25 protein-coding genes are annotated in these 26,299 nt (G+C 48.8%); 15 read left to right on the top strand and 10 right to left on the bottom strand.

Going from position 1 to position 26,299, the window contains the following annotated elements; all coding sequences use genetic code 11:
- Nucleotides 1–163 precede the first annotated feature (163 nt).
- The 5 genes from MHI06_RS28300 to MHI06_RS28280 all read right to left on the bottom strand — a co-directional run bounded on the left by MHI06_RS28300 (nucleotide 164) and on the right by MHI06_RS28280 (nucleotide 5,507).
- Nucleotides 164–1,225, bottom strand: coding sequence for an aliphatic sulfonate ABC transporter substrate-binding protein (locus tag MHI06_RS28300; RefSeq protein ID WP_340399828.1), 1,062 nt, complete (start codon nucleotides 1,223–1,225; stop codon nucleotides 164–166).
- A gap of 65 nt (nucleotides 1,226–1,290) precedes the next feature.
- A complete protein-coding gene (locus MHI06_RS28295; protein WP_340399827.1) occupies nucleotides 1,291–2,610 on the bottom strand; it encodes an LLM class flavin-dependent oxidoreductase in 1,320 nt (439 codons plus the stop codon).
- 20 nt (nucleotides 2,611–2,630) lie between these two features.
- Complete coding sequence (locus MHI06_RS28290; RefSeq protein ID WP_340399826.1) at nucleotides 2,631–3,845, bottom strand: PLP-dependent aminotransferase family protein; 1,215 nt, start codon at nucleotides 3,843–3,845, stop codon at nucleotides 2,631–2,633.
- A gap of 103 nt (nucleotides 3,846–3,948) precedes the next feature.
- Entirely contained in the window at nucleotides 3,949–4,731 is a 783-nt protein-coding gene (locus tag MHI06_RS28285) for an ABC transporter permease (protein ID WP_340399825.1), read from the bottom strand.
- Complete coding sequence (locus MHI06_RS28280; RefSeq protein WP_340399824.1) at nucleotides 4,728–5,507, bottom strand: ABC transporter ATP-binding protein; 780 nt, start codon at nucleotides 5,505–5,507, stop codon at nucleotides 4,728–4,730. Before MHI06_RS28280 ends, MHI06_RS28285 begins: the two co-directional genes overlap by 4 nt.
- Before the next feature lie 137 nt (nucleotides 5,508–5,644).
- On the opposite strand from MHI06_RS28280, the gene MHI06_RS28275 reads away from it, so the two are divergent.
- A complete protein-coding gene (locus MHI06_RS28275) occupies nucleotides 5,645–6,538 on the top strand; it encodes a LysR family transcriptional regulator (protein WP_340399823.1) in 894 nt (297 codons plus the stop codon).
- A 179-nt stretch (nucleotides 6,539–6,717) separates the two neighbouring features.
- Here the strand turns inward: MHI06_RS28275 and MHI06_RS28270 are convergent, their stop codons facing one another.
- The 3 genes from MHI06_RS28270 to MHI06_RS28260 all read right to left on the bottom strand — a co-directional run bounded on the left by MHI06_RS28270 (nucleotide 6,718) and on the right by MHI06_RS28260 (nucleotide 10,306).
- Complete coding sequence (locus MHI06_RS28270) at nucleotides 6,718–7,794, bottom strand: substrate-binding domain-containing protein (protein WP_340399822.1); 1,077 nt, start codon at nucleotides 7,792–7,794, stop codon at nucleotides 6,718–6,720.
- Between the two features lie 140 nt (nucleotides 7,795–7,934).
- On the bottom strand, nucleotides 7,935–9,119 hold the full coding sequence (locus MHI06_RS28265) for a glycosidase (RefSeq protein ID WP_340399821.1): 1,185 nt from the start codon (nucleotides 9,117–9,119) through the stop codon (nucleotides 7,935–7,937).
- A complete protein-coding gene (locus MHI06_RS28260; RefSeq protein ID WP_340399820.1) occupies nucleotides 9,116–10,306 on the bottom strand; it encodes an AGE family epimerase/isomerase in 1,191 nt (396 codons plus the stop codon). Before MHI06_RS28260 ends, MHI06_RS28265 begins: the two co-directional genes overlap by 4 nt.
- Before the next feature lie 224 nt (nucleotides 10,307–10,530).
- On the opposite strand from MHI06_RS28260, the gene MHI06_RS28255 reads away from it, so the two are divergent.
- The 10 genes from MHI06_RS28255 to nikE all read left to right on the top strand — a co-directional run bounded on the left by MHI06_RS28255 (nucleotide 10,531) and on the right by nikE (nucleotide 21,421).
- A complete protein-coding gene (locus tag MHI06_RS28255) occupies nucleotides 10,531–11,844 on the top strand; it encodes an extracellular solute-binding protein (RefSeq protein WP_340399819.1) in 1,314 nt (437 codons plus the stop codon).
- 195 nt (nucleotides 11,845–12,039) lie between these two features.
- The gene (locus MHI06_RS28250; protein WP_169479961.1) at nucleotides 12,040–12,927 is read left to right on the top strand and encodes a sugar ABC transporter permease; all 888 of its coding nucleotides are present in this window, start codon (nucleotides 12,040–12,042) and stop codon (nucleotides 12,925–12,927) included.
- A 2-nt stretch (nucleotides 12,928–12,929) separates the two neighbouring features.
- On the top strand, nucleotides 12,930–13,763 hold the full coding sequence (locus MHI06_RS28245) for a carbohydrate ABC transporter permease (protein WP_340399818.1): 834 nt from the start codon (nucleotides 12,930–12,932) through the stop codon (nucleotides 13,761–13,763).
- 22 nt (nucleotides 13,764–13,785) lie between these two features.
- A complete protein-coding gene (locus MHI06_RS28240; protein WP_340399817.1) occupies nucleotides 13,786–14,823 on the top strand; it encodes a glycoside hydrolase family 130 protein in 1,038 nt (345 codons plus the stop codon).
- 71 nt (nucleotides 14,824–14,894) lie between these two features.
- Entirely contained in the window at nucleotides 14,895–15,836 is a 942-nt protein-coding gene (locus MHI06_RS28235) for a 1,4-beta-xylanase (protein ID WP_340399816.1), read from the top strand.
- 294 nt (nucleotides 15,837–16,130) lie between these two features.
- A complete protein-coding gene (gene nikA, locus MHI06_RS28230; protein ID WP_340399815.1) occupies nucleotides 16,131–17,765 on the top strand; it encodes a nickel ABC transporter substrate-binding protein in 1,635 nt (544 codons plus the stop codon).
- A gap of 77 nt (nucleotides 17,766–17,842) precedes the next feature.
- Complete coding sequence (gene nikB, locus MHI06_RS28225) at nucleotides 17,843–18,787, top strand: nickel ABC transporter permease subunit NikB (protein ID WP_340399813.1); 945 nt, start codon at nucleotides 17,843–17,845, stop codon at nucleotides 18,785–18,787.
- Nucleotides 18,784–19,614 (top strand): nickel ABC transporter permease subunit NikC, encoded by an 831-nt coding sequence (nikC, locus tag MHI06_RS28220; protein ID WP_340399812.1) that lies wholly within the window; start codon nucleotides 18,784–18,786, stop codon nucleotides 19,612–19,614. The genes nikB and nikC overlap by 4 nt, the downstream gene beginning before the upstream one ends.
- A gap of 38 nt (nucleotides 19,615–19,652) precedes the next feature.
- Nucleotides 19,653–20,459 carry an ABC transporter ATP-binding protein gene (locus MHI06_RS28215; protein WP_340399811.1) on the top strand — a complete coding sequence of 269 codons (807 nt, stop codon included), beginning with the start codon at nucleotides 19,653–19,655 and terminating at the stop codon, nucleotides 20,457–20,459.
- A 161-nt stretch (nucleotides 20,460–20,620) separates the two neighbouring features.
- Nucleotides 20,621–21,421, top strand: a complete 801-nt coding sequence (gene nikE / locus MHI06_RS28210; protein WP_340399810.1) for a nickel import ATP-binding protein NikE — start codon at nucleotides 20,621–20,623, stop codon at nucleotides 21,419–21,421.
- Nucleotides 21,422–22,020: 599 nt separating this feature from the next.
- Here the strand turns inward: nikE and MHI06_RS28205 are convergent.
- Both MHI06_RS28205 and MHI06_RS28200 read right to left on the bottom strand, forming a co-directional pair.
- Nucleotides 22,021–22,599 carry an NAD(P)H-dependent oxidoreductase gene (locus MHI06_RS28205; RefSeq protein ID WP_340399809.1) on the bottom strand — a complete coding sequence of 193 codons (579 nt, stop codon included), beginning with the start codon at nucleotides 22,597–22,599 and terminating at the stop codon, nucleotides 22,021–22,023.
- Nucleotides 22,600–22,910: 311 nt separating this feature from the next.
- Nucleotides 22,911–23,501: a TetR/AcrR family transcriptional regulator gene (locus MHI06_RS28200; RefSeq protein ID WP_026081408.1), complete on the bottom strand. Its 591-nt coding sequence runs from the start codon at nucleotides 23,499–23,501 to the stop codon at nucleotides 22,911–22,913.
- A 114-nt stretch (nucleotides 23,502–23,615) separates the two neighbouring features.
- Between MHI06_RS28200 and MHI06_RS28195 the strand changes: the two genes are divergently transcribed.
- The 4 genes from MHI06_RS28195 to MHI06_RS28180 all read left to right on the top strand — a co-directional run bounded on the left by MHI06_RS28195 (nucleotide 23,616) and on the right by MHI06_RS28180 (nucleotide 26,274).
- Nucleotides 23,616–24,644, top strand: coding sequence for an aminoglycoside phosphotransferase family protein (locus tag MHI06_RS28195; protein ID WP_340399808.1), 1,029 nt, complete (start codon nucleotides 23,616–23,618; stop codon nucleotides 24,642–24,644).
- 18 nt (nucleotides 24,645–24,662) lie between these two features.
- The gene (locus tag MHI06_RS28190) at nucleotides 24,663–25,661 is read left to right on the top strand and encodes a glycosyltransferase (protein ID WP_340399807.1); all 999 of its coding nucleotides are present in this window, start codon (nucleotides 24,663–24,665) and stop codon (nucleotides 25,659–25,661) included.
- 53 nt (nucleotides 25,662–25,714) lie between these two features.
- Nucleotides 25,715–25,999 carry a hypothetical protein gene (locus tag MHI06_RS28185; RefSeq protein ID WP_340399806.1) on the top strand — a complete coding sequence of 95 codons (285 nt, stop codon included), beginning with the start codon at nucleotides 25,715–25,717 and terminating at the stop codon, nucleotides 25,997–25,999.
- Nucleotides 26,000–26,112: 113 nt separating this feature from the next.
- Nucleotides 26,113–26,274 (top strand): hypothetical protein, encoded by a 162-nt coding sequence (locus MHI06_RS28180; RefSeq protein WP_017691697.1) that lies wholly within the window; start codon nucleotides 26,113–26,115, stop codon nucleotides 26,272–26,274.
- Nucleotides 26,275–26,299 lie beyond the last annotated feature (25 nt).

Here is a 26,299-nt window from a genome sequence, read left to right as displayed (position 1 = left end):
CGAGGTAGCTTGTTTTTCGTCATATGAACTTGGTCTCCATAGTCGGCTAGTAGGCAACGATCCTCTGTAGGAAACGTTAATCCGGCAGGCAGGTTCGATATATTGCTTCGTTTGAGTAGCCATAATCTGAATGATTTCAAGTGGCTGGACATGATCCGTTTAATTATTTCGCCAATGCCTGTTCGATGAACGTGTTGTCAACGACTTGGGACACGTCCAGTTTCTCTTTCAGTTCTCCCAGATCATAAAGGATGTCTGCTACTTCCTGTTGGTTTTGGGTGGCTTCATCCGAGATCGGAGCGTTGGTCGCTACATTGTTCGCGAGCGAGACGCGTACCGTTTCTTCATCGAGATTCTTCAGACCGGCGAGCAGGGTAATCGCTTCATCCAGATTGCTGTTTTGCCATTCCAGTGCACGTTCGTAGGCTTTCAGATAAGCTACAACCAGCTCAGGATATTGCTCGGCAAACTTGGTGCGTACAATGTTATAGGCTGGATTGAAAGCGCCGATGCTCTTGCCCTCTGCGATCAGTTTTGCGCCCTGTGTATTGATCTGTGTACTGCGGAATGGTTCCCAGATGACCCATGCATCAATCTTGCCACTCAGAAATGCAGGTTGTGCTTCATCTGGCTGCAGATTGATCTGCTCCACATCGGAAGCACTCAGACCGGCACTTTGCAGGGCGCGAAGCAACAGACCCCAGGAGCTGCTGCCCTTGGTTACGCCTACTTTTTTGCCTTTCAGATCCGCGATGGACTGGATGGCACTGTCTTTGGGAACGATGATGCCATCACCGCCGCCATTACTACCTTCGCTGATGGAAGTGAAGCCGACTTTGGCTGCTTGCCCGGTGATCGTACCAATGTAACCGATCCGGACGAAGTCTAGGCGATCTGAAGCAATGGCTTCGAGGAATTGGGAAGAGCTTTGAAGCGTCTGATACGCAACCGTTGCACCATATTTCCCGAGTTCTTCTTCGAAGAACCCTTTTTCCTTCGCAATCAGCAGTGGACCGATTTGGCTGGCATCAATATTCACAACGACGTCTTTATATTTATCTGCATCATTGCCTGTATTGGATGATTCGGAGGTTCCTGATGTACTGGCAGAGTTAGTGCTATCTGTTTGATTAGTATTACTGGATGAGTTCCCGCAAGCAGATAGAATAACCAGCATCATAATAAGTGTCAGGCTAATGAATCCTCGTTTGTTCCATGTTCTCATTGTTGTTCCTCCTGTTGTTGTAAAGTGCATGCATATGTCAAAAGCTTGTCCTGCTTGTCAGGTCATTAGACTTGGCGACCGATAGGTCGCTCCAGACCGAGATGTTCTCTTAACGTGCTGCCGGTATATTCGGAACGGAATAACCCTTTTTCCTGCAACAAAGGCACAACATGCTGCACGAAATCTTCCAGTCCTTGAGGCAGCAGCGGTTGCATAATGTTGAATCCATCACATGCGCCGCTGGCGAACCAGTCCTCCATAACGTGTGCTACCTGTTCTGCCGTGCCAGTGACGGTCAGATGACCCCGTGCTACAGAGTAGTGCATGCCAAGTTCCCGAATAGTCATCTTGGATTGCTCGGCTCGCTCGATAATCATAACGGCTCTGCTTGTGCTACCTTGTTTTGGGATATCCGGCAGAGGTCCGTCAATCGGATGACTGGAAAGATCATAATTGAGCAGCTTGGATAAATAACTTGCACCTACGGCAGGCTGAACTAGTTCGCTGAACTGACGTTCCTTTTCCTTGGCATCCTCCTCCGTAGCGCCGATAAACGCCATAAGGCCTGGCATCACTTTGAGTTCATCGGCTTGTCGTCCGTATAACGGGAGCTGGCTTTTGAGTTGCTGATAGAACGCAATGGCTTCTTCCTTGTTATCACAAGCAGTAAACACGACATCTGCCGTTTTTGCAGCGAGCTGTTGACCTGCCGGGGAGGTGCCTGCTTCAATAATGACCGGCCTTCCTTGCGGCGAGCGCGGCATATTCAGCGGTCCCTCCACCCGGAAATGGGAGCCATTGTGGTTCAGCCGATGAACACGATCGGGATCAGCGTAACGTCCTGCTTCTCGCTCCAGGACAACGGCATCATCCTGCCAACAGTCCCACAGACCCTTGACCACGTCCAAGAATTCAGTCGCGCGTTCATAACGATGCCCATGTTCAGGGAGCTGGTCGGCATTAAAGTTCCGTGCTTCACTCTCTTTGGTGGAGGTAACGACATTCCATCCTGCTCGTCCGTTGCTCAGATGATCCAGCGTAGCGAATCGCCGGGCCAGACTGTATGGTTCATTGAAGGTGGTGGACGCTGTTCCCGCCAGCCCGATTTTGCGGGTTACGCTCGCCAATGCCCCCAGCAAAGTAACAGCTTCCGGGTAGATAAAGCTAACGTTGGACTCCAGATCGGTGATGCTGGGCAGGGAGCCGCTGTCTGCCAAAAACACCATATCGAACTTGCCTTGCTCGGCCACTTCGGCCGACTTGCGATAGAATTCCAGATCAATGGCGTTTGGAGTAAAGGATTCCGGGTGACGCCATGCGGCATAATGATGCCCATAATCGAATAAAAATGCGCCTAATCTCATCTGCTTCGTTGGTCTTGCCATCAGCTTCACTTCCATTTTCGTTAATTATGTTGTTGTACTCTCGTCTTGTAATGCCGATAAGCTTCTGCAAACCGGAGAACGCCCCGCTGGATGTCCTCTGCATTGCAGTAACTGAAGGAGAGTCTGGCGTGATGCCCTCCCTCAGGTGTGACAAAGAACTGACTGCCCGGCAGGAAGCTGACGCCCTGGTCTGTTGCATCCTTTACGAATTCGGATGTCCGAACCTCTTCCGGGAAAGTAAGCCAAATGAAGAATCCCCCAGATGGAATCTGGAATTGTACTTCATCCCCGAATTGCTCGCGGAGTGTATCGACCATAACATCACGACTGGAACGGTACCGCTCGATCAGATGCTGCAAATGTTCGTCGAAGGACAGGTGATCGAACAACTGAGCGACGATCTCCTGGGAAAAGACGCTGGCCTTGCTTCCCTGGAAGAATGAATTCATATGGCGTATAACGGTAGCCGAGCCGATAGCCCAGCCTAATCGAATACCTGGCGCAATAATTTTGGAAAAAGAACTCAGATAGATAACACGTTCCGGCCCGAAGCTGTAGATTGCTGGCAGGTGCTGTCCTTCATAGACCAGCTCGGCGTATGCATCATCCTCAAGAATGAAGAAGTTATATTCGTATGCCAGCCGGGCCAAGCGTTCCCGACGCTCAACGGACAGGCTTACCCCTCCCGGATTGTGGAAATTGGGCATGCAGTATAGCAGCTTTGGTAAAGGGTTCCCCTGTTGAACGGCTTCTCTCAGAGCTATCTCCACCCGATCTACCTGAATCCCGTCTGCATCCAGTGGGAAGGAAGTGATTACTGCCTCGGCTGTCTTGAAGGTACTGACTGCACCGAAGTATGTTGGTGCCTCTACCCAGACATGATCTCCGGGTTCGAGCAAGGCTCTGGATGCGAAGTCGATAGCCTGTTGAGAACCATAGGTGACAAGAACTTGTCCCTGCTCGGCATGGATGGAACGTAGGGCAGCACGTTCGGCAATCCATTGCTGGACACGGCCGGGTCCAAGTGCTCCGGCGTATTGCAGTGCATCACGGCCTTCCTGAAAAATAGCCGCTGCTGATGCAGCCTGTAGTTCAGCGTATGGAAAGGCGTCGGATGAGGGCGTCCCGTAAGAGAGCGGGATCACGTCTGACCGAGTCGAAGCTTGTGCAGCTCCAACGGGGGGAGCTGCGGGTACGCGTTTTGGATAGATGAATGGCTGTAAGTTTGAGGTCATACGGGTTAACCACCTTTGTTGAGAGGATAGAATATAGTGTTGGGCTACATGTTCAATTTAAAGTTGCATCAGTATGCAATAGGTATATAATTCTCTGGCTTCATCAGCCCTTGTAGCTGTCTCTCCAGCCAAGAAGTCTGCGCTCCAGCAGTCGAACCAGAGAGTCGGTCAACTTGCCAACGGCTGCGAATATGAATATGCCGACAAAGACGACACCTGTTCTCATGAAGGACCGGGCATCTTGAATCAGGTAACCGACACCTTCGTCAGCACCCATCAGTTCGGCTACGACGAGACATAACCATGCAGTACTAAGGGAAAGACGAAGCCCGAGCAGAACCTGAGGAAGTGCAGAAGGCAGAACCAGCTTCGTAATCTGGCTATATCGGTTGAATTCCAGCACTTTGGCGACATCGAATAACTTGGAATCCACATTGCGAACCCCAAGGAAGGTGTTCACGTAGAGCGGGAAGAAGGCGCCCATGGCAATCAGCAATACCTTCGAGAGTTCTCCGAAGCCGAACCACAGAATGAAGAGCGGTGTGATGGCGAGCAACGGAACGGTACGCAGCATCTGGATGGTAGGGTCGAGATATTCTTCGGCGCGGCCGAACAATCCGACGAATAACCCCAGCACCAAGCCGAGCGAGCCTCCGATCAGGAAGCCCAGTGCAGCGCGGACGACACTAACCCTCAAGTGATGCAACAGCTCTCCTGAACCCAACAGGTCAACAAAGTCTTTGAAGATGGACCAGGGTGAGGGAAAGAGCTGCTCCGAAACCCAGCCCAACTGGGAAGAAAGTTGCCAGATGGCAAGAATAAGAACGGGAAGAGCGATGCCGCGTAACAAGAGTGTCTGCCTGCGCGGTTTCTTGGATGTCTTCATATTTCCCAGCTGGCCCCCTTACTGTTGCCCGGATCATGTTCCAGCGCTCGCAGTACAAGAGTACGAAGTTCCTGGAATGCTGAGCTGAGCCGATTTCTCGGATGGGGCAGATCGACGGGTAAAATATGTTTGATTCTTCCGGGCTGTGCGTCCATGACCACAATGCGGTTGGACAGGAATACGGCTTCATCGATATCATGCGTGACGAGCAGCATCGTTGTCTGATTGATCTGCCAGATATCGAGCAGAGCTTCCTGCATATGCGTTCGGGTAAAAGCATCCAGCGCACCGAAGGGCTCGTCCAGTAGTAGCACCTGCGGGTTACGAAGCAGGGTGCGGGCGATGGCTACGCGTTGGGCCATCCCGCCCGAGATCTGTTTGGGATATGCTTTTTCGAATCCTTGAAGGCGAACCAGTTCAATCATGGCATCCACCTTTTGGCGAGCATCTGACTTTTTGAGTGAAAGATCTGCTGCAATGTTCTGTTCAACCGTTTGCCAGGGGAACAGACGGTGCTCCTGAAAGATCACACCTTTATTCTGACTTGGCCCGGTGATGGGCTTGTTGCTGAGCAGCAGTGTTCCGGCGTCACGGGACTCAAGTCCGGCAACGATTTTAAGTAGTGTACTTTTGCCACAGCCGCTTGGCCCAATAACTGTGATGAATTCACCGGGTGCGACATGAACGTTAATATGAGACAGGACAAGCTTGGGTTGTCCTTCATGGATATATGATTTGCTAACATCCTGGATGTCCAGAGCTCCCGTTGATGACACGAGAATCACCTTCATTTCTCCGATAAGTTTAGTTGGTTAAAATGTTAATCTTATTAACACATATAAAGCAGTATGATGTAAAATACGAAATATCTATACTTGCATAAGTGACATTTATCACACTTGGAGGGATGACCGTGCGTCTGGAACAATTAAAGTACATCATAGAGGTCGCTAATTGTGGTTCCATCACGGTAGCTGCCGATAAACTACATGTCTCACAGCCCAACATCAGTTACGCGATCTCTTCTCTGGAGAAGGAACTGGAGGCGGTCATTTTCCACCGGACCAGGTCGGGGACAGAGACAACCGAGATTGGTCGCAGTATCATTGAGCAAGCTCAGGAGATCATGAATCAGGTGGATATATTGAAGAATACGGCACGTAACCATGGCTCGTTAGTAGAGGGAACGCTGACCATTGGGGCTATTTCAGGGATCTGTACCAGCTTTCTTCCGCGCACATTATCTGCCTTCAAAGCCAAGTATCCCAATGTAGATTTAGTCATACATGAAGGCCATTCGGGGGAGATCGAAGAGGGGGTCATCCAGGGCAAACTGGATATTGGATTGGTGGGTATCCCTGGGGAATATGAATTCAAGCATTTGCATGCTCATCCATTCATGGTATGCAAAATTCTGGCTTGTGTCGGAGCGAGTTCTCCGCTCGCATCCAAGAAGAAGGTTTCTTTTCACGATATTGTCCAATATCCTGTCGTTTCCTCGTCTGACCATATGCGAAAAGAATTGAAGAAATACGGAACGCCCAAGGAGTTGTTCCTGTCCAACCGGACGGAAGCAGCCAAGCTTGTCATTGCTGAAGGGATCGCTACCTGTTTCTATCTGGATGTGTCCCTGAAGACAGATCCTTATGTAACGACAGGTCAGATTATCCCCATTCCTGTGAAGGAAGATCCGGAAGTGAAGTTGTTCTGGCTGCATTCCCGCAAGAAGCAGACCGTTGCCAGTGAAGCTTTTATGCGTGAGTTTTTGATTCAGGTGAATCAGTTCAATCGATGGAAATCCTTATAGAGATAGAGACACGTACCTTCTTAACGTAATTCTTAGCTGGCAGAGCGAACGCCAAATACCCCATGAACATGAAGTGTTCACGGGGTATTTCTTTTCTCAGCATTTTACTCCATTCGGTCTATATCTTGCTAATTAAGTATGCGCTGAATTCGTTACCGGGCTGATGGTTCAGCACCTACTTATGTGGTCAGTTCAGGTTGTTGTTCAGACGCAGCACTCACTGATTCACGATAGATAATATTACCTTTCACATGTACACGGCCGAAGCTGCGGTTCGGGTTGTCGATCTTTTTGAGCATGGACTGAACTGCCGTGCGCGCCATCTGTTCCACATCCACTTCGACGGTTGTCAGCTTGGGATCGGAGAGCATGGCATAGATATCATTATCGAAACCAACAACAGAGCATTGGCCAGGCACCTGAATATCCATGGAGGTCAGTTTCTGAACCAATAGATGAGCGACCTGATCACAGTTGCATACAAAAGCCGTTGGCAGCTGTTCCGGCAGATCAATCTCAATAAACGTACCCCGTTCATCCCGATCATTCAGAACCAGATCCGGATTCATCGGCAACCGATGTTCCAGTAAGGATTTGTAGTACCCGAGGAATCGGTCCTGGATGCTGCTCGTGGAATACAGGTTTCCTACATAAGCAATGTTACGGTGGCCCTGCTGAACCAGATAGTTCGTCAGCTCATAGGCAGCGTAGAAGTTATCGGTAACGACGGAATCGATATCCGAATGTTCATCGTAGAAGTCGAGAAACATTTTGGGAACTTCCATTGATCGTACCAGTTCAATATACTCTTTGCTGATCTGTCCGAGCACAATGAAACCATCGACCTTGTTGTCGCTGTACAGCTTGGGCAGCGTTAATTCTTCCTCATCCTCCACATTCAGAATGTGCAGAATGCCGTAGTAGCCCTGTTCCTCCAGATGTTTGGTGATGCGCTGGAACACGCGTACATAGAACGACTGCGTAGGCCCGGTAAAGCGCTCCGGGATAATTACGCCAATATTATGGGTTAAGCCTTCCTTCATCGAACGGGCAGCGGCATTATACCGATAGCCCATTTCAACAGCAAGCACTTTAATTTTTTCCTTTAATTCGCCACTCACGCCATCTTTATCATTCAATGCTTTCGAGACGGTCACACTGCTGACCCCGAGCCTGTCGGCGATATCCCGCATGGTGATATTGTTCTTCAGTATGGTCGCCTCCTTCAAGCCGGTATAGGCACAATGTGCTGTCACTATGATGAACACTTTCTTCCAACATAATAACAATCCATATCAGTATACATCGTTACCCACTTGGAATAAAGCCATTCTGGCTGTTGTTTCGCTAATTTTCAGCACATTGCAGGTTTCCCTGAGAGGACGCTCTACCGATGTTATGTTAATTGTTTCTGTAAAAGCTTCTCATTCTGTTCAATCAGCTGACCCCGCTGGCTGGCACAGTCCAGGGAACGATACGGATCAGCTGGTGTATTGAACGTATAATCGACCAGTTTTTCCAATGTGGTTGTTGCCACATGACAGCGGGTATCACTGGATGCGTAATAGATAAAGACTTCTTCCTGCTCATTGACCACAGCACCGTTGCAGAAAATAACATTGGATACATCGCCTACACGCTCGTCGTCATAAGGGGCAATGAAGTGGCCGCCCGGCTTAGCGATAATACGCGCCGGATCATTCAGATCGGTGGCAAAGGTGTATAACACATAACGCAGGCCTGCTGCAGTGTTCCGAACTCCGTGAGCAATGTGAATCCAGCCACGATCCGTCTTGAGTGGAGCAGGGCCCTGACCGTTTTTGACCTCATATACCGTATGATATTGCCGTTCGTCGATAATTGTCTCTTCATGAATGACAGGGTTCAAGATATCCTCACACAGACCAAAGGCGATTCCGCCGCCACTGCCTGTCGAGATGAAACCGTCCTGTGGACGGGTGTAGAAGGCATACTTTCCATCCACGAATTCCGGGTGCAATACGACATTGCGCTGTTGAGGGGAATTCGTTGTGATGTTGGGCAACCGTTCCCAGCTTGTAAGATCCCGTGTACGAACCAGTCCTGCCTGTGCAACTGCACTGGACGTGTCAAATGCAGGAGCCTCCGGGTCTTTGCGTTCCGAGCAATAGATGCCATAGATCCAGCCGTCTTCATGTTGAACAAGGCGCATATCATACTGATTGGTTTCATCCGCATCGATATCATCCCAGACCAATGGTTTACCTGTGAAACGGAATCCATCGATGCCATTGTCGCTCTCGGCGAGCGCAAAGATTGATTTGCGATCCAATCCTTCGGTACGGATGACCATGACGTATTTTCCATTGAAATAGATGGCTCCCGGATTCAGCGTTGCGTTAATGCCCAGGCGTTCCATGAAATGCGGGTTGGTCGTCTCATCCAGATCGAATCTCCAATGCAGCGGTACATGATGGCGAGTGATAACCGGATATTGGTACCGATCATATACGCCGTTGTAGAAGGAAGAATTGATCTCATTAGGCCGAGTAAGCAGCTGCTCCTGTTTCTCCAGTAACTCCTTGTATTTCGGGTGTATCATTCTGATCCCATCCTCTCAATTAGTTCAATACAGAATCTGCTATTGTGATACGGGCATTTCCACGGTCCGGCAATTTCGCTCTGATCCGGTGTTCCGTTGCCGTCAACCGACCAGTACCATTCCCCACCAGCGCGCTGATCAATAATGTTCTCTTTGGTGTAGGTCCACAAGCGTTCCACTCTCTCCAGAAACAGTGGATCACCTGTACGCTGATACGCGTTATAGAAACCGACCATCGCCTCGGCCTGAACCCACCAAATTCGCTTCTCATCGATATGTTCACCTTCTTGTTCATTTAACAATGAACCATCGGCATTCACGGCTACATTGGAGATGTTATAGGCGATATCCGTAACCATCGCCGCATACTCTGGATGTTGTTCCAGCCCCAGCACTTTCAGTGCTTCGTCAATCAGCCAGCTGGCTTCAATGTCATGTCCGAACGAGCGCAGATCGATGATGGATTCCCACTGTTTGTTGAAAAATACCCCGAGAAACTTGGTGTCTTGGTCATACACCCGTTCATATAGAATTCCAAGCAGGCGTTCCAGCGCCGCCTTCACTTGTTGATCCGGCCACACGCGATAGAGCGTGGTGTAGGCCTCTAACACATGGATATGCGTATTCATTGTGTAATCCGCAATCACCCCATTTTCGCTCAGCATTTCATTGGGCTGTTCCTTCCAAGTGCGATCAAATTGTTCCTTGTACGCAGGTAGTTCGGCATCTAGACCTTTGTCCTCGATTAGAGCAAAAAGCGTTTTCGCAAGTTCCAATGCAGAAGCATCCCCGGTAGCTCGATAGTACTCACTGAGTGAATACACACCGAATGATTGCGTATAGACATGTTTGCTCGTGTCGAGCGCTTCCCCTGTGTAATCTACCATCCAGTACATACCGCCATATTCGGTATCCATCACATGGTCAGCGAGAAAACGATAGGCGTGCTCCGCGTGATCGCGCCATCTTTCGTTTCCGGTAACCCGATAGGCAGCTGCAAAAGACCAGAGTTGCCGTGCCGTGGCAATCCCGCCTTTGGGGGCCTGTGGATTCACCTGAAGATCGTTGCCGACCCAGCCGTAGAATCCACCGTGGGTTGTATCTTTAAGGTTAGACCAGAAGGGTAAAATCTGCTTCTCCCAATGTGCCTTAATCTCAGATTGAAGTTCGGTTGTTTTTGTATTCATAAGTGAGCACTCCTTCAGAATGTTACATCAATCACATTTCGTTAAGTTAACGGTAACTTTATTATTCAATATTAGTGCTCTGAAAAACAGATGTCAACGAAATGCATCGCAATTTTTCTTGTTAAGTTATAAATAATTTAATTGACAGGTAAGCGTTACCATAATAGAATTCATTTTGTAACCTTAACGATAACTTAATTAACTTAAGAGAGGGGTCGAAACAATTGAGAAAAAACAAAGGTTGGATGATGTTGCTGACGATGCTACTCATCACTTCACTACTTGCTGCATGTTCATCCGGAGGTGGATCTTCGCAGGCAGGGGAGGAGATCAGTACAGATTCGGCAGATATCAAGGGTGAAATTACCGTCCTTACACAACGTACAGATATTGTTGATACCGTATTCAAAGACTACGCCGCAGAGTTCAACAAGGAATACCCGGATGTCAAAGTAAACTTTCAGGCACTGGCCGACTATGAAGGACAAGTGAAAATCCGTATGAGCACCAAGGATTACGGTGACGTACTGATGATCCCGACGAGCGTACCGATCGCGGATATCCCGGACTTTTTCGAGCCGCTTGGCACGTACGATGAATTGAAAGACAAATACACCGCTATTGAAGAACGCATGGTGGATGGTCAGGTCTACGGTATCCCTACCGTAATTACGTTCTCAGGAATCATTTATAACAAACAGGTCTTCAAAGACGCAGGCGTTACCGAATTGCCAAAAACACCGGAGCAATTCCAGGCTGCACTTCAATTGGTCAAAGATAATACAGATGCGGTCCCGCTTTACACCAACTATGCATCCGGCTGGGCTCTCACCCAATGGGAATCGGATCTGCCAACAGTTGCGGGCAGCGTGGACTACGTGAACGTGGACCAACCGAACACAGATGAGAACTTTGTGCCTGGTCAGCCGCACTATGAACTGTACAAAGTGCTCTATGATGCAGCCAAGAACGGTCTAATCGAGAAAGATCCAACGACAACCGACTGGGAAAGCTCCAAGGCTGATCTTGCCAAAGGCAAAATTGCCACGATGGCACTTGGCTCTTGGGCCATCACACAGATTCAAGGCATGACGGATACCCCGGACGACATCGGATTCTTACCTTTCCCAACCAATGCAAGTGAGGTTGTGGTTCCACTCTCCGCAGACTATAACATCGGCATGAACGTGAACAGTGAGAACAAACCTGCTGCCAAAGCTTGGATTGACTGGTTCCTGGCGAAGTCGAACTACGCGGTTGAACAAGGCGGCGGTATGGATGCAGACAAGAATGCTGAATTGCCACCCATTTTGGATCAATATAAAGACGTTCAATTCTCGACACTTACACCTGCCAAAGAAGGTCAGGAAGGTCTGGTTGATAAGATCGATAACGAAGGTGAAATCGGCCTCTGGCAGCCTGACTTCAAGAAACGCATTATCGAAGCAGGTATCGGTAACCGCAAGGAATCGTATGACGACATCATGAAGGACCTGAACGACAAGTGGGTCAAAGCACGGGCAGAACTCACGAAATAATTAGAATAACGTGAGCGGATCAGGCGATGAATGGACTGCGGGGAATAGGAATCCATTTATGAATGGAGCATGGAGCATGTGGGATTTGAAAGCAGGATGCCCATGCTCTTTCCCCGGCAGTTATTCCGCAGGAATTCCATTGGACGGGAGTCTTTTGATATATAGGCGGGTGAACCGCTTGGAGGTGTGGAGAGCATGAAGTACTTAAAGGTTTCGAATTGGGGTTACTCAGCGCAACGCATATTTATTATCTGTGCCTTTTCAATTATTCCGCTGGCGTTGCTGTTCACGTTTGCATACTTACCTGTCATCAACATGTTCAAATACAGTTTCACCGATTGGAACGGATACAGCAAAAGGTTCGATTATGTTGGGTTTGAGAACTATACGCGCATCTTCAGTGATCCCGAATACTTCAAAGTATTTATTGTCAGCTTGTACTACTTTGTGGCTACGTTCTTACAGATGGGCTTGGCACTCTACTTTGCCACGATCCTGAGTTTCAAAGTCCGAGGCAAAAACTTCTTCAAAGGCATATTGTTCTTCCCTTATTTGCTGAATGGGGTAGCCATCGGTTTTATCTTCCTCTTTTTCTTCAAACCGGACGGCACACTTGATATGCTCATGCATGCTGTAGGACTTGGACAATACACGCAGCTCTGGCTCGGTAATCCGAATATTATCAATGTGTCACTTGCAGGCGCATCGGTATGGAGATACATGGGCTTCAACTTTATCATTTTCCTGGGAGCGATCTCTTCCATTCCGAAGGATGTATATGAAGCATCGGATATTGACGGGGCCAATCGCTGGCAGCAATTCCGCCATATCATCCTGCCAAGCATTACACGCATCCTGCAGCTTAATCTGATCTTGGCCATTAGCGGCGCAATTAGTGCGTTCGATATTCCATATATCATGACCGATGGTTCCAACGGCAGTATGACATTTGTAATCCAAACGGTTCACTTGGCGTTTAAATATGGCAAGCTGGGACTGGCATCCGCCATGGCTGTGGTGCTGCTCATGATTGTTATTCTCGTTACGCTCGTGCAGCGCGTCACCATGAAAGGGGAGGAATAAACGTGACACAACTCAAATATACCCTTGCGAGTGTGGTTAAATATGCTTCCCTCATCCTTGCAGCGTTTATCGCACTGTTACCGATCGTGGTCATCCTGTTTGCATCCCTCAAAACGAATGCGGAATACGCCAGCAGCAGCCCGCTTGCTCCACCAGCCAACTGGCTTAACTTTGCGAACTACGTGAAGGCTTTTGTGGATGGCAACATGCTGGTCGGTTTCAAAAATACAATTATTATCCTGGTCATCTCCATTATAGGAGCGACCTTAACCGGTTCCATGATCGCGTATGTGCTGGATCGGTTCAAATTCAAAGGCAAGAAAATCATGGTCGCGGCATTCCTGCTCGCTACCCTGATTCCAAGTGTTACGACGCAGGTCGCCACATTCCAGATCATCAACGCACTCGACCTGTTCAACACACGCTGGGCGGCCATCGTGATGTACCTGGGTACAGATATCATCGCGGTTTATATCTTCCTGCAATTCCTTGGCTCCATCTCAAGTGCACTGGATGAATCCGCCATGCTGGACGGCGCTTCGTACTTCACGATCTACTGGAAAATCATTCTGCCACTGCTGAAACCGGCCATTGTAACGGTCATTATCGTGAAGGGTGTGAACATCTATAACGACTTCTACACACCGTTCTTGTACATGCCGAAGGACAGTCTGCAGGTCATATCCACCGCCTTGTTCAAATTCAAGGGACCGTTCGGATCGCAGTGGGAAGTCATCAGCGCCGGCATCATGATCGCCATTATTCCAACGATGATCATCTTCCTGCTGTTACAGAAGTACATCTACAATGGCTTCGCGCAAGGCTCTGTTAAATAAAATCCGAAGGGAGAAATGAAAAATGTCAGTTGCTGAAACGAAAAACGTACACATTGTTGGGGATGCTTTGCCGAATATGCCGTGGGAAGCCAAACCGGAGGGAACGGAAGGCCCGGTATGGAGACACTCGGCGAACCCCGTGGTTCCGCGTAATCCGGTCAAAGGCGTTGCCCGCATTTTCAACAGTGCCGTTGTTCCTTATGAAGGAAAATTCATTGGGGTATTCCGTGCTGAAACCGTTAATGGCCGTCCGCACCTTCACATGGGTGCGAGTGAGGACGGTTTGGAGTGGACAATTGAAGAAGAGCGCATTGCATTTGTGGATGAGAATGGCGATCCGTTTATGCCGAATTATGCGTACGATCCACGTTTGGTCAAAGTCGAGGATACGTATTACATCATCTGGTGTACAGACTTCTACGGTGCAGCACTCGGTCTAGCGAAGACGGATGATTTCAAAACATTTGTCCGCCTCGAAAATCCAATGCTGCCGTTCAACCGTAATGGCGTGTTGTTCCCGCGCAAAATCAAGGATAACTATGTGATGTTGTCCAGACCGAGCGACAGTGGTCATACCCCATTCGGAGACATTTTCCTGAGTGAAAGCCCCGATCTCGTGTACTGGGGCAAGCACCGTCATGTGATGAGCAAAGGCGGCCAAGGCTGGTGGCAATCGGTCAAAATTGGCGGCGGGCCCGCTCCGATCGAAACGTCTGAAGGCTGGCTGATGTTCTACCACGGCGTAACTGGAACCTGTAACGGCTTGGTATATAGCATGGGAGTAGTCATTCTGGATCTGGATGAGCCGTCCAAAGTAAAATATCGTTCTTCTAACTTCGTACTGACACCGGAAAAATGGTATGAGGAGCAAGGATTTGTCGATAACGTCATCTTCCCATGCGCAACGCTGCATGATGCCGATACCGGACGTATCGCTATCTATTACGGCGCTGCCGACACGTATGTGGGCGTGGCTTACACGACCATCGAGGAAATCGTGAACTATGTAATCGAGACGGACGAAGTCATCGCCGGAGACCATGAAGAGGGCAAACTGTAATCGATGTGAAAGTGTATACAGTTGGCCATTCTTTTTACATTAAGTGAACAGAACACTGGGGAGTAATGCATATGGAGTACATCAAGGGATTTACATTTGGCTGGATGAGTGGCAAGGGTGACTTCCGCAAGCCGGAAGCCAAAGAATCCTTGCGCCTGATGGCTGAACGTACAGGCAGTTCTCATGTTATTTTTGCTCAGGCGGCACATCAGGATCATCCACAGGCAGTAGAAGTGAAATATCGGGGTGCACATCTGGTGGAGGATGATGAACTGGTGGACATGATTCGTTATGCCCGTACACTCGGGCTGCGTATCATTCTGAAACCAACCGTCAATTGCACCGATGGTACATGGCGTGCACACATTAACTTTTTTGATATCGATGTGCCTTGTGAGCCGAAGTGGAAGGATTGGTTCCGCAGCTACATGGCATTTCAGAAGCATTATGCAGGGATTGCAGAGCAGGAAAAGTGTGAGATGTTCATCGTAGGCTGTGAGATGGTGCAATCCGAGCGTCGGGATGAAGAGTGGCGCGAGGTGATCGCCGCTGTGCGTGAAGTGTACACGGGACTAGTGTCATACAACACGGACAAATATCAGGAAGATCATGTGAAATGGTGGGATGCGGTGGACGTGATCTCTTCCAGTGGGTATTATCCCATCGGAGATTGGGAGGCACAGCTGGATCGAATTGAGCAGGCGATTGCTCCCTACGGCAAACCTTTCTTCTTTGCAGAAGCAGGCTGTCCCAGCCGCAGTGGATCAGCCCAGGTACCAAACGATTGGGGACTGGAAGGCGAAGTGAATGCGGAGGAACAAGAGCGTTTCTATGAGGCGATGTTCCGGCATGTCAGTCAGCGTCATTGGGTACGCGGATTCGGTCTGTGGGATTGGAGCGCACATCTGCACGCGGAGAAGGATGCGCTGACCGATGACGGATATGGAGTTTATGGCAAGCCAGCGGAGCAGGTGATTCGAGGTTTCTATGAGGGCATCACTGTAGACGTTTAAACGAGAAACAAGAAGGCGTATGAAGATGGATTTCAGTAATATATCTGCATATGTACTTTCGTGATTACCTTGCTGTGAGCAAGGAATAGCAGATTATTGTGGAACTTATTTTTGCAGTTGCGATTTATATTCAGGTCGAGAGGCTCTTCCTCCTACAGGAAGGGCTTTTTTGGCTATTTTAATAACAACACATACTATGTCGAATTTTGTTGACAAAAGGAGGGCTCCTGCCTATTCTTAATGGATGAATATGATAATCATTATCATAAAATAGAGAAAAGGGGTTCAACATCCATGTCTGTTCAACATCGCAAATCTTCGGCCCTCATGCTGGCAACTATGCTCTTGTTGCTATTCGTTATCGTGGGTTGCAGCAATACAGGAAGTGGAGATGAATCCTCATCTGCTGCTTCGGATCAAACATCTACGAAGTCGATTACGATGTCATGGCCACGTGATATCGGCACAATGAATCCGCACACGTACAATCCTTCGCAATTATTTGCCCAATCCATGCTCTATGAGCCACTGATCAGTTACCAGAAGGACGGAAAACTGGAACCTGCGCTGGCAGAATCATGGACCATCTCCGATGACGGCAAGGTATATACATTCAAGCTTCGCCAAGGTGTGAAATTCTCAGATGGTACGCCATTTAATGCTGAGATTGTGAAAAAGAATTTTGACGCTGTAATGAAAAACAAAGATACACATAGCTGGCTGGGCATTGTAGGTGTGCTCGACAAGACAGAGGTTGTGGATGACCATACTTTCCGATTGACACTCACAGAGCCATATTATCCTGTTCTTCAGGACTTGTCGGTGGTTCGTCCGTTCCGCTTCCTGGGTGAAGCCGGATTCCCGGATGACGGAGATACTTCCCAAGGCATCAAAGAGCCAGTTGGAACGGGCCCGTGGATGCTGGCTGAATACAAGCAGGACGAATATGCTGTTTTCAAACGCAACCCGAATTATTGGGGAACAGCACCAAAGGTGGATCAGATTACGGTCAAAATCATTCCTGACGGTGAAACTCGTGTCCTTGCTTTTGAAAAAGGCGATCTCGACCTGATCTATGGTGAAGGTATGATCAGTCTGGATGCGTTCCAGGAGCTGCGTGACAATGATGAATATGTAACCCAATTGTCTGACCCGGTGGGTACTCGCAGCTTGCTGCTGAACTCTTCTAATCCAAAGCTGTCCGATGTCAGAGTGCGGATGGCGCTCCAGCAAGGGTTTAACAAACAGGCGATGGTGGAAGGCGTGACTTCCGGATTGGAAGAACCAGCCGATACCGTATTGTCCAAAAACTATCCATACACCAATGTAGACCTGGAACCGATCACGTATGACGTGGAGAAATCCAAAGCTTTACTGGATGAAGCGGGTTGGAAACTGCCTGCAGGTGGTACAGTTCGTGAGAAAGACGGGCAGCAGCTTGATTTTGAGATGATTTTTGACAAGACCGATCCGATTCAGAAAGCGATGGCTGAGACCATTCAGGCGGAATGGAGCGAGCTCGGGGTTAAAGTAAACCTCACTGGGCTGGAACTGACGGTTCAGATCAAACGTTTGAAAGCCAATGATTTCGACCTGTATTTCTGGTACAACTATGGCGCTCCATATGATCCACATTCCTTCATTAACGTTGTGGCGAGCCCTGGATTCGGGATTTCCGAGACCTTGAGTGCGTTGCCAATGAAAAAGGAACTGGACGATCAGGTGCATGCAGCACTGTCATCTACAGACGAGACGAAACGCCAGGAGCTGTATGGCTCTATCCTGAAAACACTTCAGGAGCAATCGGCGATCGTACCGATCTCTTATATTAAGAAAACGGCTGTATATCAGAAGAAAATCTCCAACTTTATTTTCCCGGCGAACCGTGACGAGAATCCGTTTGTGGGCATTGAATTGGGCAATCAATAGGTCGTAATTACTTTAAAACTCGGAAATGGTAAGGCCTTGGCAAGGTCATGTAGCTTGATAAAAGGGAGGAAGTTTTGTTGATCAGTTATATCGGTAAACGAATGATCGCGATCATTCCTATCGTATTTATCGCTACACTCGTTACCTTTGCGCTTATTCATATTTCACCGGTTGATCCGGCCGAGGCTTATCTGACAGCCGCTCATATCTATCCCACACCTGAGCTGCTTGCGCAAAAGCGGCATGAGTTCGGCCTGGATCAGCCTTTATTAACCCAATATGCGCATACGATTCAGAAGATTGCCAAGCTCGACTTCGGCACTTCGTATCTCACCAATAAACCCGTATGGGATGAAGTGAAATTAAGGCTTCCCGCTACGGCTGAGCTCGCCTTCTGGAGTATGTTGTTATCGGTTTTGGTGAGTATTCCTTTGGGAATACTGGCGGCGGTGTACAAGAATAGCTGGATTGACATGGTCAGCCGTGCGATTTCCTATTTTGGAGCATCTATTCCGCAATTCTGGCTTGGTTACTTGCTGATCTTCTTTTTCTCGGTGAAGCTGGACTGGCTACCTGTGGAGGGGCGTGGATCGTGGGAGAATCTGGTTCTGCCTACGATTACTCTCTCCTTGATTCTTATTGCGGTTTACACCCGATTGTTACGTTCCAGTGTACTGGAGCAATTGCAGGAGACATATGTGCAGTACGCGAGAACACGCGGAATTCGCGAACGAGTCATTATGCTGAAACATGTGCTGAAAATCGCCATATCGCCCCTTATTACAGGAATGGGCATGAGTATGGGCAAGCTGCTCACAGGCACCATTATTGTAGAGCAGGTATTTTCCTGGCCGGGGTTCGGACGGTACTTTGTCGATGCGATATTTAACCGGGATATTCCCGTGATTCAATGTTATGTCTTCCTGGCGGCCTGCCTGTTCATCGTATGCAATCTGCTCGTTGATCTGGTGCAGCTCGTTATGGACCCACGGATTTCAGCGAAAGGACGGGCAGAACATTGATAAACAAATGGCGTGCGGTATTTAAAGGACAGAGAGCGATCCAGATATGCTCGGTGACTATATTGCTTTTCTTCTTGATCGCGTTATTAGCTCCATGGATTGCTCCTCATGACCCTGTGAAGGTGAATCTGTTGCAGAAGCTGGCGAGTCCATCGCTTGAGCATTGGCTCGGAACGGATCATCTGGGACGCGACAATCTCACTAGGCTGATGTATGGAGCGCGGGTGTCGCTCGGATTTGCCACCCTGATCTTTCTTTCTTCTTTGCTGATAGGTGTCATTGTAGGTTCAATCTCCGGTTACCTTGGTGGCTGGGTGGACAGTCTGCTGATGCGCTTGTGTGAAGGCATTATGGCGTTTCCGAATCTGGTGCTTGTGCTGGGTATTGTGGGGATTTTTGGTCCAGGTCTGATGCAGGTGCTTCTGGCCCTCATGATGGTACAGTGGGTGTATTATGCACGTATCTGCCGGAACATGGTCGTTAGTCTGAAAGAACGGAACTTCATCGCAGCGGCGCGGATTAGCGGCTCTTCCTCGTGGACAATTATCCGCAAACATATCATCCCCAATGTACAGCGTCCGATTGTTGTGATGGGCACGCTGGAGATGGGCTGGGCGATTATGGATATATCCGCTCTGTCCTTCCTGGGACTTGGTATTCAACCACCGAATGCAGAGTGGGGAGCCATGATCCATGAAGGAACGGGGTATATTCGCAGTCATCCGGAGTTGATGATCTACCCGGGTGCATTAATTCTACTGGTAGTCATTACGTTCAACATCTTGGGTGAAGCGTTATCCGAGCGTTATGGCATTGCAAAAAGGTAGTGGTTCGAAACCGAAGGCATATGGAGGTGAACGTAACGATGGATGATGCAGCGAAGGTGCTTGAAGTTCGTGGTCTGCAAGTGAATCTTAGAACAGCGAAGGGTTCAGTCCCGTTACTTGCGCCCATTGATTTTGAATTAAAAAAAGGTCGTGTCTTCGGTCTGGTCGGCGAGAGTGGCAGCGGTAAGACCGTTACGTGTAACGCCTTGCTCCATCTGCTTGATCCGCGCAGGATGGAAGTATCGGGCAGCATCCGTCTGAATGGACGGGAGTTTGGCTCGTTGTCAGGCGAGGAGATGCGGCGCATCCGCGGCAAGGAAATCGGATTTATTATGCAGAATCCGATGAATGCTTTTACACCCGTATATACGATTGGATCTCAATTCATTGAAACCTTGCGTACGCATTCAGGAATGTCCAAAGCGGCGGCCCGAGAGCGGGCGATTGCAGCCTTGGCAGATATGAACCTGCCTGAGCCAGCCAAACTGATGAAGCGATATCCATTCCAACTGAGTGGCGGTATGTTGCAGCGGGTGATGATCGCCATATCGATGTGCCTGCGACCAGCCCTGGTCATTGCTGATGAACCAACGACGGCACTGGATGTCGTGAATCAGTTCAAGGTGCTTCAGGAATTGGATCGTCTACGTACCGAATACGGCACATCCATATTGCTCATCTCCCACGATTTGGGTGTGATCTCGCAAATGGCGGATGAAGTGGCGGTCATGCAGAAGGGGCGAATTGTGGAGCAGGCAGATGTGTACCAACTGTTCGATCACCCGCAGCATGAGTATACGCGGATGTTGTTAAATGCCAGGCCCAGTATGTCTTTGGGACGATAGCGAATGACATGTGGGATGAATCGTTCAGTGAGTGTATGCGTAGAGCGGGTATGAACTGTATTTTGAGTGGGTAGTCGTAGGGGTGGAATGGGCATGGTGATGTGTAATTTCAGCTTGTTCGAAGATTGCTTCTGCCCAGTACAAAAGAGGAGGATGACCTAATGCTTCAGGTACGTGAAGTAAGCCATAGCTATGGCAAACGTAATTGGCTGGATCGTTCAGGAGCGCGTCCTCCTGTGCTGGCAGACATCTCACTTACGATTGAAAAGGGTGTTTGTCTGGGGCTCTTGGGTACGAGCGGGGCTGGTAAAAGTACCTTGGGCAAAATTATTCTTGGTCTGGAGAAGCCCAGCCAGGGTCAGGTTTTGTTTCAGGGTCAGGACATCTATCGATCTAATAAACCCGTGCTTAAGGGATTACGGCGTGATCTGCAGGTCGTGTTCCAGGACTGTTATTCGGCTGTGAATCCACTTATGACTGCCGCGCAGATCATTGGGGAGCCGCTGGATAATTACGAGCGATTTTCGGCAAAAGAACAACTTCGTGTGGTCGGACAACTGCTTGAACAGGTTGGACTTACACCTGAGGATGCAAACAAGCTTCCGCATCAGTTCAGCGGTGGCCAATTACAGCGAGTTAACATCGCACGAGCCATTGCGCTCAAGCCAAAGTTAATCGTACTGGATGAATCGATCAGCAGCCTGGATATGGTGCACCAGACGCAAATCTTAGCCTTATTGGCAGAGTTAAGAACTACCTACGGATTGTCGTACCTCTTTATCACACATGACATTCGGGCAGCCATGACCATCTGTGACCGCATTGCCGTGATGGATCAGGGAAGGATTGTCTATAGCGGTGAGGCCGGCGATTCGGTAATGCAGTCTGATCATCCAGCTGTGCAACAACTGGTTACAGCTATTTTGCCTGAGCATCCATCGGGTCGTATTTCGTTTAGGTAATCGATTGTTCGTGGTGTTGTATGGGCTATTGGTTGGGGTTGCTTACCATGGTTGTTTCCATTGCATTACTGATGCGAAGTCGACTTTCCAAAGGCGGGCGATTGGCGTATCACGCTGACCTGTTTTGCGGTTTTGTCTCTCTAAGTGCAGGTCGCTAACGAACCGAGTGAGTGTTATATGGCGATTTAGCGTGGAATGCAAAATGTAACGAACCTCAGTGAAGTTATTCCGGTGCAAACTAGTTTAAAACCGCCAAATGATACACAGATCGAGGAAATAACGCGTCTACGATTCGTTAAACCTCAGACTTATCGACAATGGCGCTAGTAGCGTGTTTACGGTTCATTAGACCATAATGAATGCTAAAAGGGTTATCCCCTACGTCTTAAACAAGACGTAGGGGATAACCCTTTTTTTAACTGGGAATAGGCACATTTCTGCTTTCTGATATAAGTCAGACTATAATTACAATTGCGCCACTCGCGGAATACAGGACTATCTCCGAATTGCGTTTATCCCCAGATTTTTGATTTAACTTACAACGTGAATATCTGGAGGGAAGCTTATACTTCTGATGAGGTATTTTTTCAGACAATCTTTTACCCCATTTTCCGCCCAAGCTCCTCGATCTTATCCAACCAATTCTTTCTCTGTTCATCTGACTTCTTACCAACTTGATCTACAGTTGTTATCCGCACAGGTTTGATGCCAGTCAGTGCAAATGTGGAGATCTTCATCATTTTATGTGCGGGTTCACCCTGGAACCATTTGAAGTACCAGCTCGGACCATCCATCGTGGTGATCATGCGAGCGGTGCGGCCTTTGAGCAGTTGATCCGGGAAAGGTTTTCCTTTTTGATACTTGAAGGCGTATCCTGGCATGAAGATTCGGTCAACGAAACCTTTCAGCAGGGCAGGTGGTCCTCCCCACCATATTGGGAACACCCATACGAGATGCTCTGCCCACTTGATTGATTCTTGAGCTTGTAGCAAATCTGGTTCAAGTGGAAGTTTATTACGATATCCTCCTTCCAGATTCATGTTGAACGCCAACTCGTTCAGGGTGATCATGCGGACGTCAGCACCCGCCTGCACCGCACCTTTACGGTAGGCTTCGGCTAGTGCGCCGTTGTAACTGGGGGAGACGGGATTGCCTTGAATAATTAATATTTTTTTCATGGAAGATGACACGTCCTGACTATTTTAGTTAATGAACACTAACCTCATGTGCAAAAAGAAAAGGTCACGTGTGACCCGATAATCCATTCATATATCCTAATGGTATGCTGACGATTCTCTTTTAGAAGTTGTTCAACAAGTCCGCCTTTAATTACGAATCATGCCTAGCGGCATCATCCGCATCGAATATGGGATTCAGCTGAAATAAGCGGATGCTTACGAAGGTTGTTTCCTTCGGAAACAATGTAGTTGCTCACGTCGTTTTCCCTACGCTCCGCTACTCCATTTCTGGCTTCATCCCATTTCCATCGTTACTCCTGAGGTAAGTGCCCCAACATTGATGCAAGTCGGTGAACAGTCTCGCCCGTATAAGGTACCAACAGCTCTGGTAGCTCACCTTGCATACTGGAGACCGCCATGCGTGTAATTGCACCGATCACCAGCACGGCTGTGAGCCTCGAATCCTGCTGAGGCAGCTCGCCCCGCATCATTCCCTGATCGATCAGATCCATTAACGCATCCAACGGCTGACGGTAATCCTCGCTGCTCCCGGCTTCAATGAATATTTCATGATTCTGTGAAATCAGCAGCAGCCCGTAGGGATCCTCATCATGCAGATGGAGAACCTCGGTCACCAGTTGCTTGAAGCGTTCCAACACGGGACCTTCCTGTCGAACATACCCGTCAATCAGTGCAGTATAGTCCGCGCAGTATTGGGTGAAGGCTTCCAGGGCAACGGCATCTTTGTTTTTAAAATGTTTGTAGATCGCCGCATCGGTTACTCCGGCGGCGTCACCGATCTCTTTGACGGATATGCCGTCAACGCCTTTGGTTGCGAACAAGCGCATCGCCGCTTGTAGGATATCTTTCTTTTTGCTATCCACATGAGATTTGTTCTTCATGATTGTATAGTAAGTGATTACTAACCAAAATGCAACAAGCACTTTAGAACCTATGACTTGAGATCCTAAATAAGCGCTTACGACCAAAGCTTGCAGGCTTGTGAGTGGCAACGTATGATGAATAGAAATCAACATCGGAGCAGCAGGAAGAACGAAATGGATGGTGGTAGCGTGAACGAAGAGTTGGATGCATACAGTTGGGTGACGCCCGAAGGAATGCTGAATGATCACTATATAACAAGCCGCGAACAGCTGTATCAAGGAATGAACGGTCGATATGTGGAGCGATTCACTGTTCCTACCGGTGAAAGCTATATTTTCAAACCACTGACGAATCCTGCACAGCATGGACGGGAACGATGGATGTACGAGCGTGTGATGTCTGGCCTGCCACCGATTTATCCGCAGCTCATTGCAGCGTCGGATCTTACCCTTGCACCAGCACAGAGCTGGATGATCTACGAGGATCTGGGGAAACTGGTGCATGATTCGCAAGAAGCGACGATGCTCGATGCAGCGGTACATATGGCAGCGTGGCATGCACTGCCTGTTACGGATTGGAGCGAACTGCCTCGCGTAGGCCAGAAACCGTCCATTCGCACGATGCTGGACGAGTTGCAAATGTATAGGCAATCTACGGATGGCCTGTTATCCAGACTGGATATGCGGTTGTCTTCATTGGATTGGGACAAGATTGCCACGTTGATCCTCACGGCAGAGGAAGAACTTCCTACTGTTTTGTGTCACGGAGACCTGCATCCGGGTAACATGGCGGAGGTGGCCGGCAGACTGGTCATATTGGACTGGGAGCATGCCCATCTGAATACGCCGCTGTGGGATATATATCACCTAGTTGATCTCTCGCATCCGCTGTTTCCCAGAACGGTTACGCCTGCATTGCGAGAGCGGGTTATGGATGTTTATTTGGACAAACTGGGGAGCCTGGGCGTACAGATTAAACGGGTTTCTTTTGCAGAATGGTACGACGCCTATGCTATTGTATTTTCGCTCTGGATGCTGCGTTTGATTGATGGTGACCTGAGGAGTGAGGAATGTGTGTGGCCGAAGGAACAGCTGCGGAACCAATGGCTTGAGACGGCAGCAACGCTGGAACAGTGCATGAAGCACATGGGTGAGGAATAGAAATGAGGGGTGAGAAGCTTGCGTAAAGTCGGACTTGTTATGCGTAAAATTCAATTCACGGAAGCTCAGGGGCCACGCGTATTTGCGGATCGACTGAAGCAGATTGGTCTGGAGCTGGGCGTGGATATTGTGTTCATCTCGCCAGAGCGTCATGTCAGCGGATACGACTGGTTACCAGGGTATGAGCATGAGAAAGGTGACCTGGTGAATTACGATATCGTGCTGGACCAGATTCATAGCCAAAATATAGAGCATGTCATCTACACCGTATCCGGGTTTACGTTTTTGAAGATGTTTTTACCGAAGAGTGTATTGTTTCCGCATAGTTTCCCTGATCCCGCACTGACGGGATATGAGATGATGAAGCCATTTTATACGATGGTGGATAAAGCGATTGTACAGACCGAGTTTTTGAAAACAGAACTGGGCCGCAATTTCGGCGTACATGACGTGAACGTCATCCCGATTGGTTTTAGCGAAGAGCTGGCGAATCGGCACTATGACCCGAGCCAGGTTGTGCATAATCGGGTGCTCTGGATCGGTCGGGATGAGGCGAACCGTCGCCCGGATCTAGTTTTGGAATATGCTCGGCAGAACCCGGACAAGGAAGTATATATGGTGTTTGGCGGTGTACGCTATAAGGAAACCATGAAGAAGTACGACATTCCTTCCAACGTGAAGCTGAAGTTTGCGCTCACACAGGATGAGATATTTACGTTGATGAACTCATCCAAGGTGTATTGGAGCTGTTCGGCCTTTGATACGTTTGCGATGCCGCTGACGGAAGCGATGGCAATGGGCAAAATGGTCGTGAAACCGGAGCATGCTTGCTACGGTCACATTCGATCCACGCATGCCTTTGCAGGCAACGAGGATAACTGGTTTGAACTGGTGAACATGGCTGCGGCCGCGCCGCGCAGTGTGTCAGAAGACAACCGGGAGTATGCGTTTGGTGCTTTTTCGCGCACGAAGATGAAAGAAGGCTACCGGAACTTTTTCTCAGATTGGTTGAAGTAACGTAAGGTCTGTAACAAAGGGCTTGATCCATCCAGCAACAGGAGGGGAACCTTATGGAAGTACTGATCTTGTGGACATTGGGAATGTGGGCGGTGCAGCTACTGATTGAATGGCTGATCTACCGGATGCAAGGACGGCGAATGACGTGGGTTCAATATATTTTGCCATGTGTAGCCTTGCTCGGTGGTGCCGTTGTAATCATGATCAGCATCGATATTGGCGGGTGGAATGGCATCGGATATGCCCTGCTCGGCGCATCACTGGGTACCTCGGGAATGTTAACACTTATTACGGTGGCGATCAGGGATGTAATGCTTCGGCGACGGGGCAGGAATTAAGCGTAAGAATGAAACTACTGTACAGTAAGATTGAATTGGGCGAAGGGATGGTTGCGGAAACGCATTCGTATGTGATATATTGACATTAATTATGACAAGGGAGGTGAAGACAGGTGAATCACGAGATGCTTAACAACCGTATTAGCCAGCTGCCGATTGCTATGGCTGGCATTGTTCATACTTTTCTGACCAACGGGAGAAGTCTGTCCAATTTTGAATATACGGAAGTTAACATTTGCGAGAAGATGCCTGCCTTGACCTCATTCGGACGATAAGCGATATTGCTTGAATTCTGAAGGG

It is taken from the genome of Paenibacillus sp. FSL H8-0079, from assembly GCF_037991315.1.
In the GTDB taxonomy this organism is placed as follows: domain Bacteria; phylum Bacillota; class Bacilli; order Paenibacillales; family Paenibacillaceae; genus Paenibacillus.
The sequence above is the reverse complement of the archived record's forward strand: the minus strand, read 5'-3'. Positions and strand labels throughout refer to the sequence as shown.

Excerpts from the sequence above, each read along its gene's own strand:
- MHI06_RS28260 (WP_340399820.1), bottom strand. The coding sequence starts at position 10,306 with ATGAATACAAAAACAACCGAACTTCAATCTGAGATTAAGGCACATTGG.
- MHI06_RS28195 (WP_340399808.1), top strand. The coding sequence starts at position 23,616 with ATGATGAATAGAAATCAACATCGGAGCAGCAGGAAGAACGAAATGGAT.
- MHI06_RS28250 (WP_169479961.1), top strand. The coding sequence starts at position 12,040 with ATGAAGTACTTAAAGGTTTCGAATTGGGGTTACTCAGCGCAACGCATA.
- MHI06_RS28200 (WP_026081408.1), bottom strand. The coding sequence starts at position 23,501 with ATGAAGAACAAATCTCATGTGGATAGCAAAAAGAAAGATATCCTACAA.
- nikA (WP_340399815.1), top strand. The coding sequence starts at position 16,131 with ATGTCTGTTCAACATCGCAAATCTTCGGCCCTCATGCTGGCAACTATG.
- MHI06_RS28205 (WP_340399809.1), bottom strand. The coding sequence starts at position 22,599 with ATGAAAAAAATATTAATTATTCAAGGCAATCCCGTCTCCCCCAGTTAC.
- MHI06_RS28235 (WP_340399816.1), top strand. The coding sequence starts at position 14,895 with ATGGAGTACATCAAGGGATTTACATTTGGCTGGATGAGTGGCAAGGGT.
- MHI06_RS28285 (WP_340399825.1), bottom strand. The coding sequence starts at position 4,731 with ATGAAGACATCCAAGAAACCGCGCAGGCAGACACTCTTGTTACGCGGC.
- MHI06_RS28290 (WP_340399826.1), bottom strand. The coding sequence starts at position 3,845 with ATGACCTCAAACTTACAGCCATTCATCTATCCAAAACGCGTACCCGCA.
- MHI06_RS28215 (WP_340399811.1), top strand. The coding sequence starts at position 19,653 with ATGGATGATGCAGCGAAGGTGCTTGAAGTTCGTGGTCTGCAAGTGAAT.
- MHI06_RS28240 (WP_340399817.1), top strand. The coding sequence starts at position 13,786 with ATGTCAGTTGCTGAAACGAAAAACGTACACATTGTTGGGGATGCTTTG.
- MHI06_RS28300 (WP_340399828.1), bottom strand. The coding sequence starts at position 1,225 with ATGAGAACATGGAACAAACGAGGATTCATTAGCCTGACACTTATTATG.
- MHI06_RS28185 (WP_340399806.1), top strand. The coding sequence starts at position 25,715 with ATGGAAGTACTGATCTTGTGGACATTGGGAATGTGGGCGGTGCAGCTA.
- MHI06_RS28265 (WP_340399821.1), bottom strand. The coding sequence starts at position 9,119 with ATGATACACCCGAAATACAAGGAGTTACTGGAGAAACAGGAGCAGCTG.
- MHI06_RS28295 (WP_340399827.1), bottom strand. The coding sequence starts at position 2,610 with ATGGCAAGACCAACGAAGCAGATGAGATTAGGCGCATTTTTATTCGAT.
- nikE (WP_340399810.1), top strand. The coding sequence starts at position 20,621 with ATGCTTCAGGTACGTGAAGTAAGCCATAGCTATGGCAAACGTAATTGG.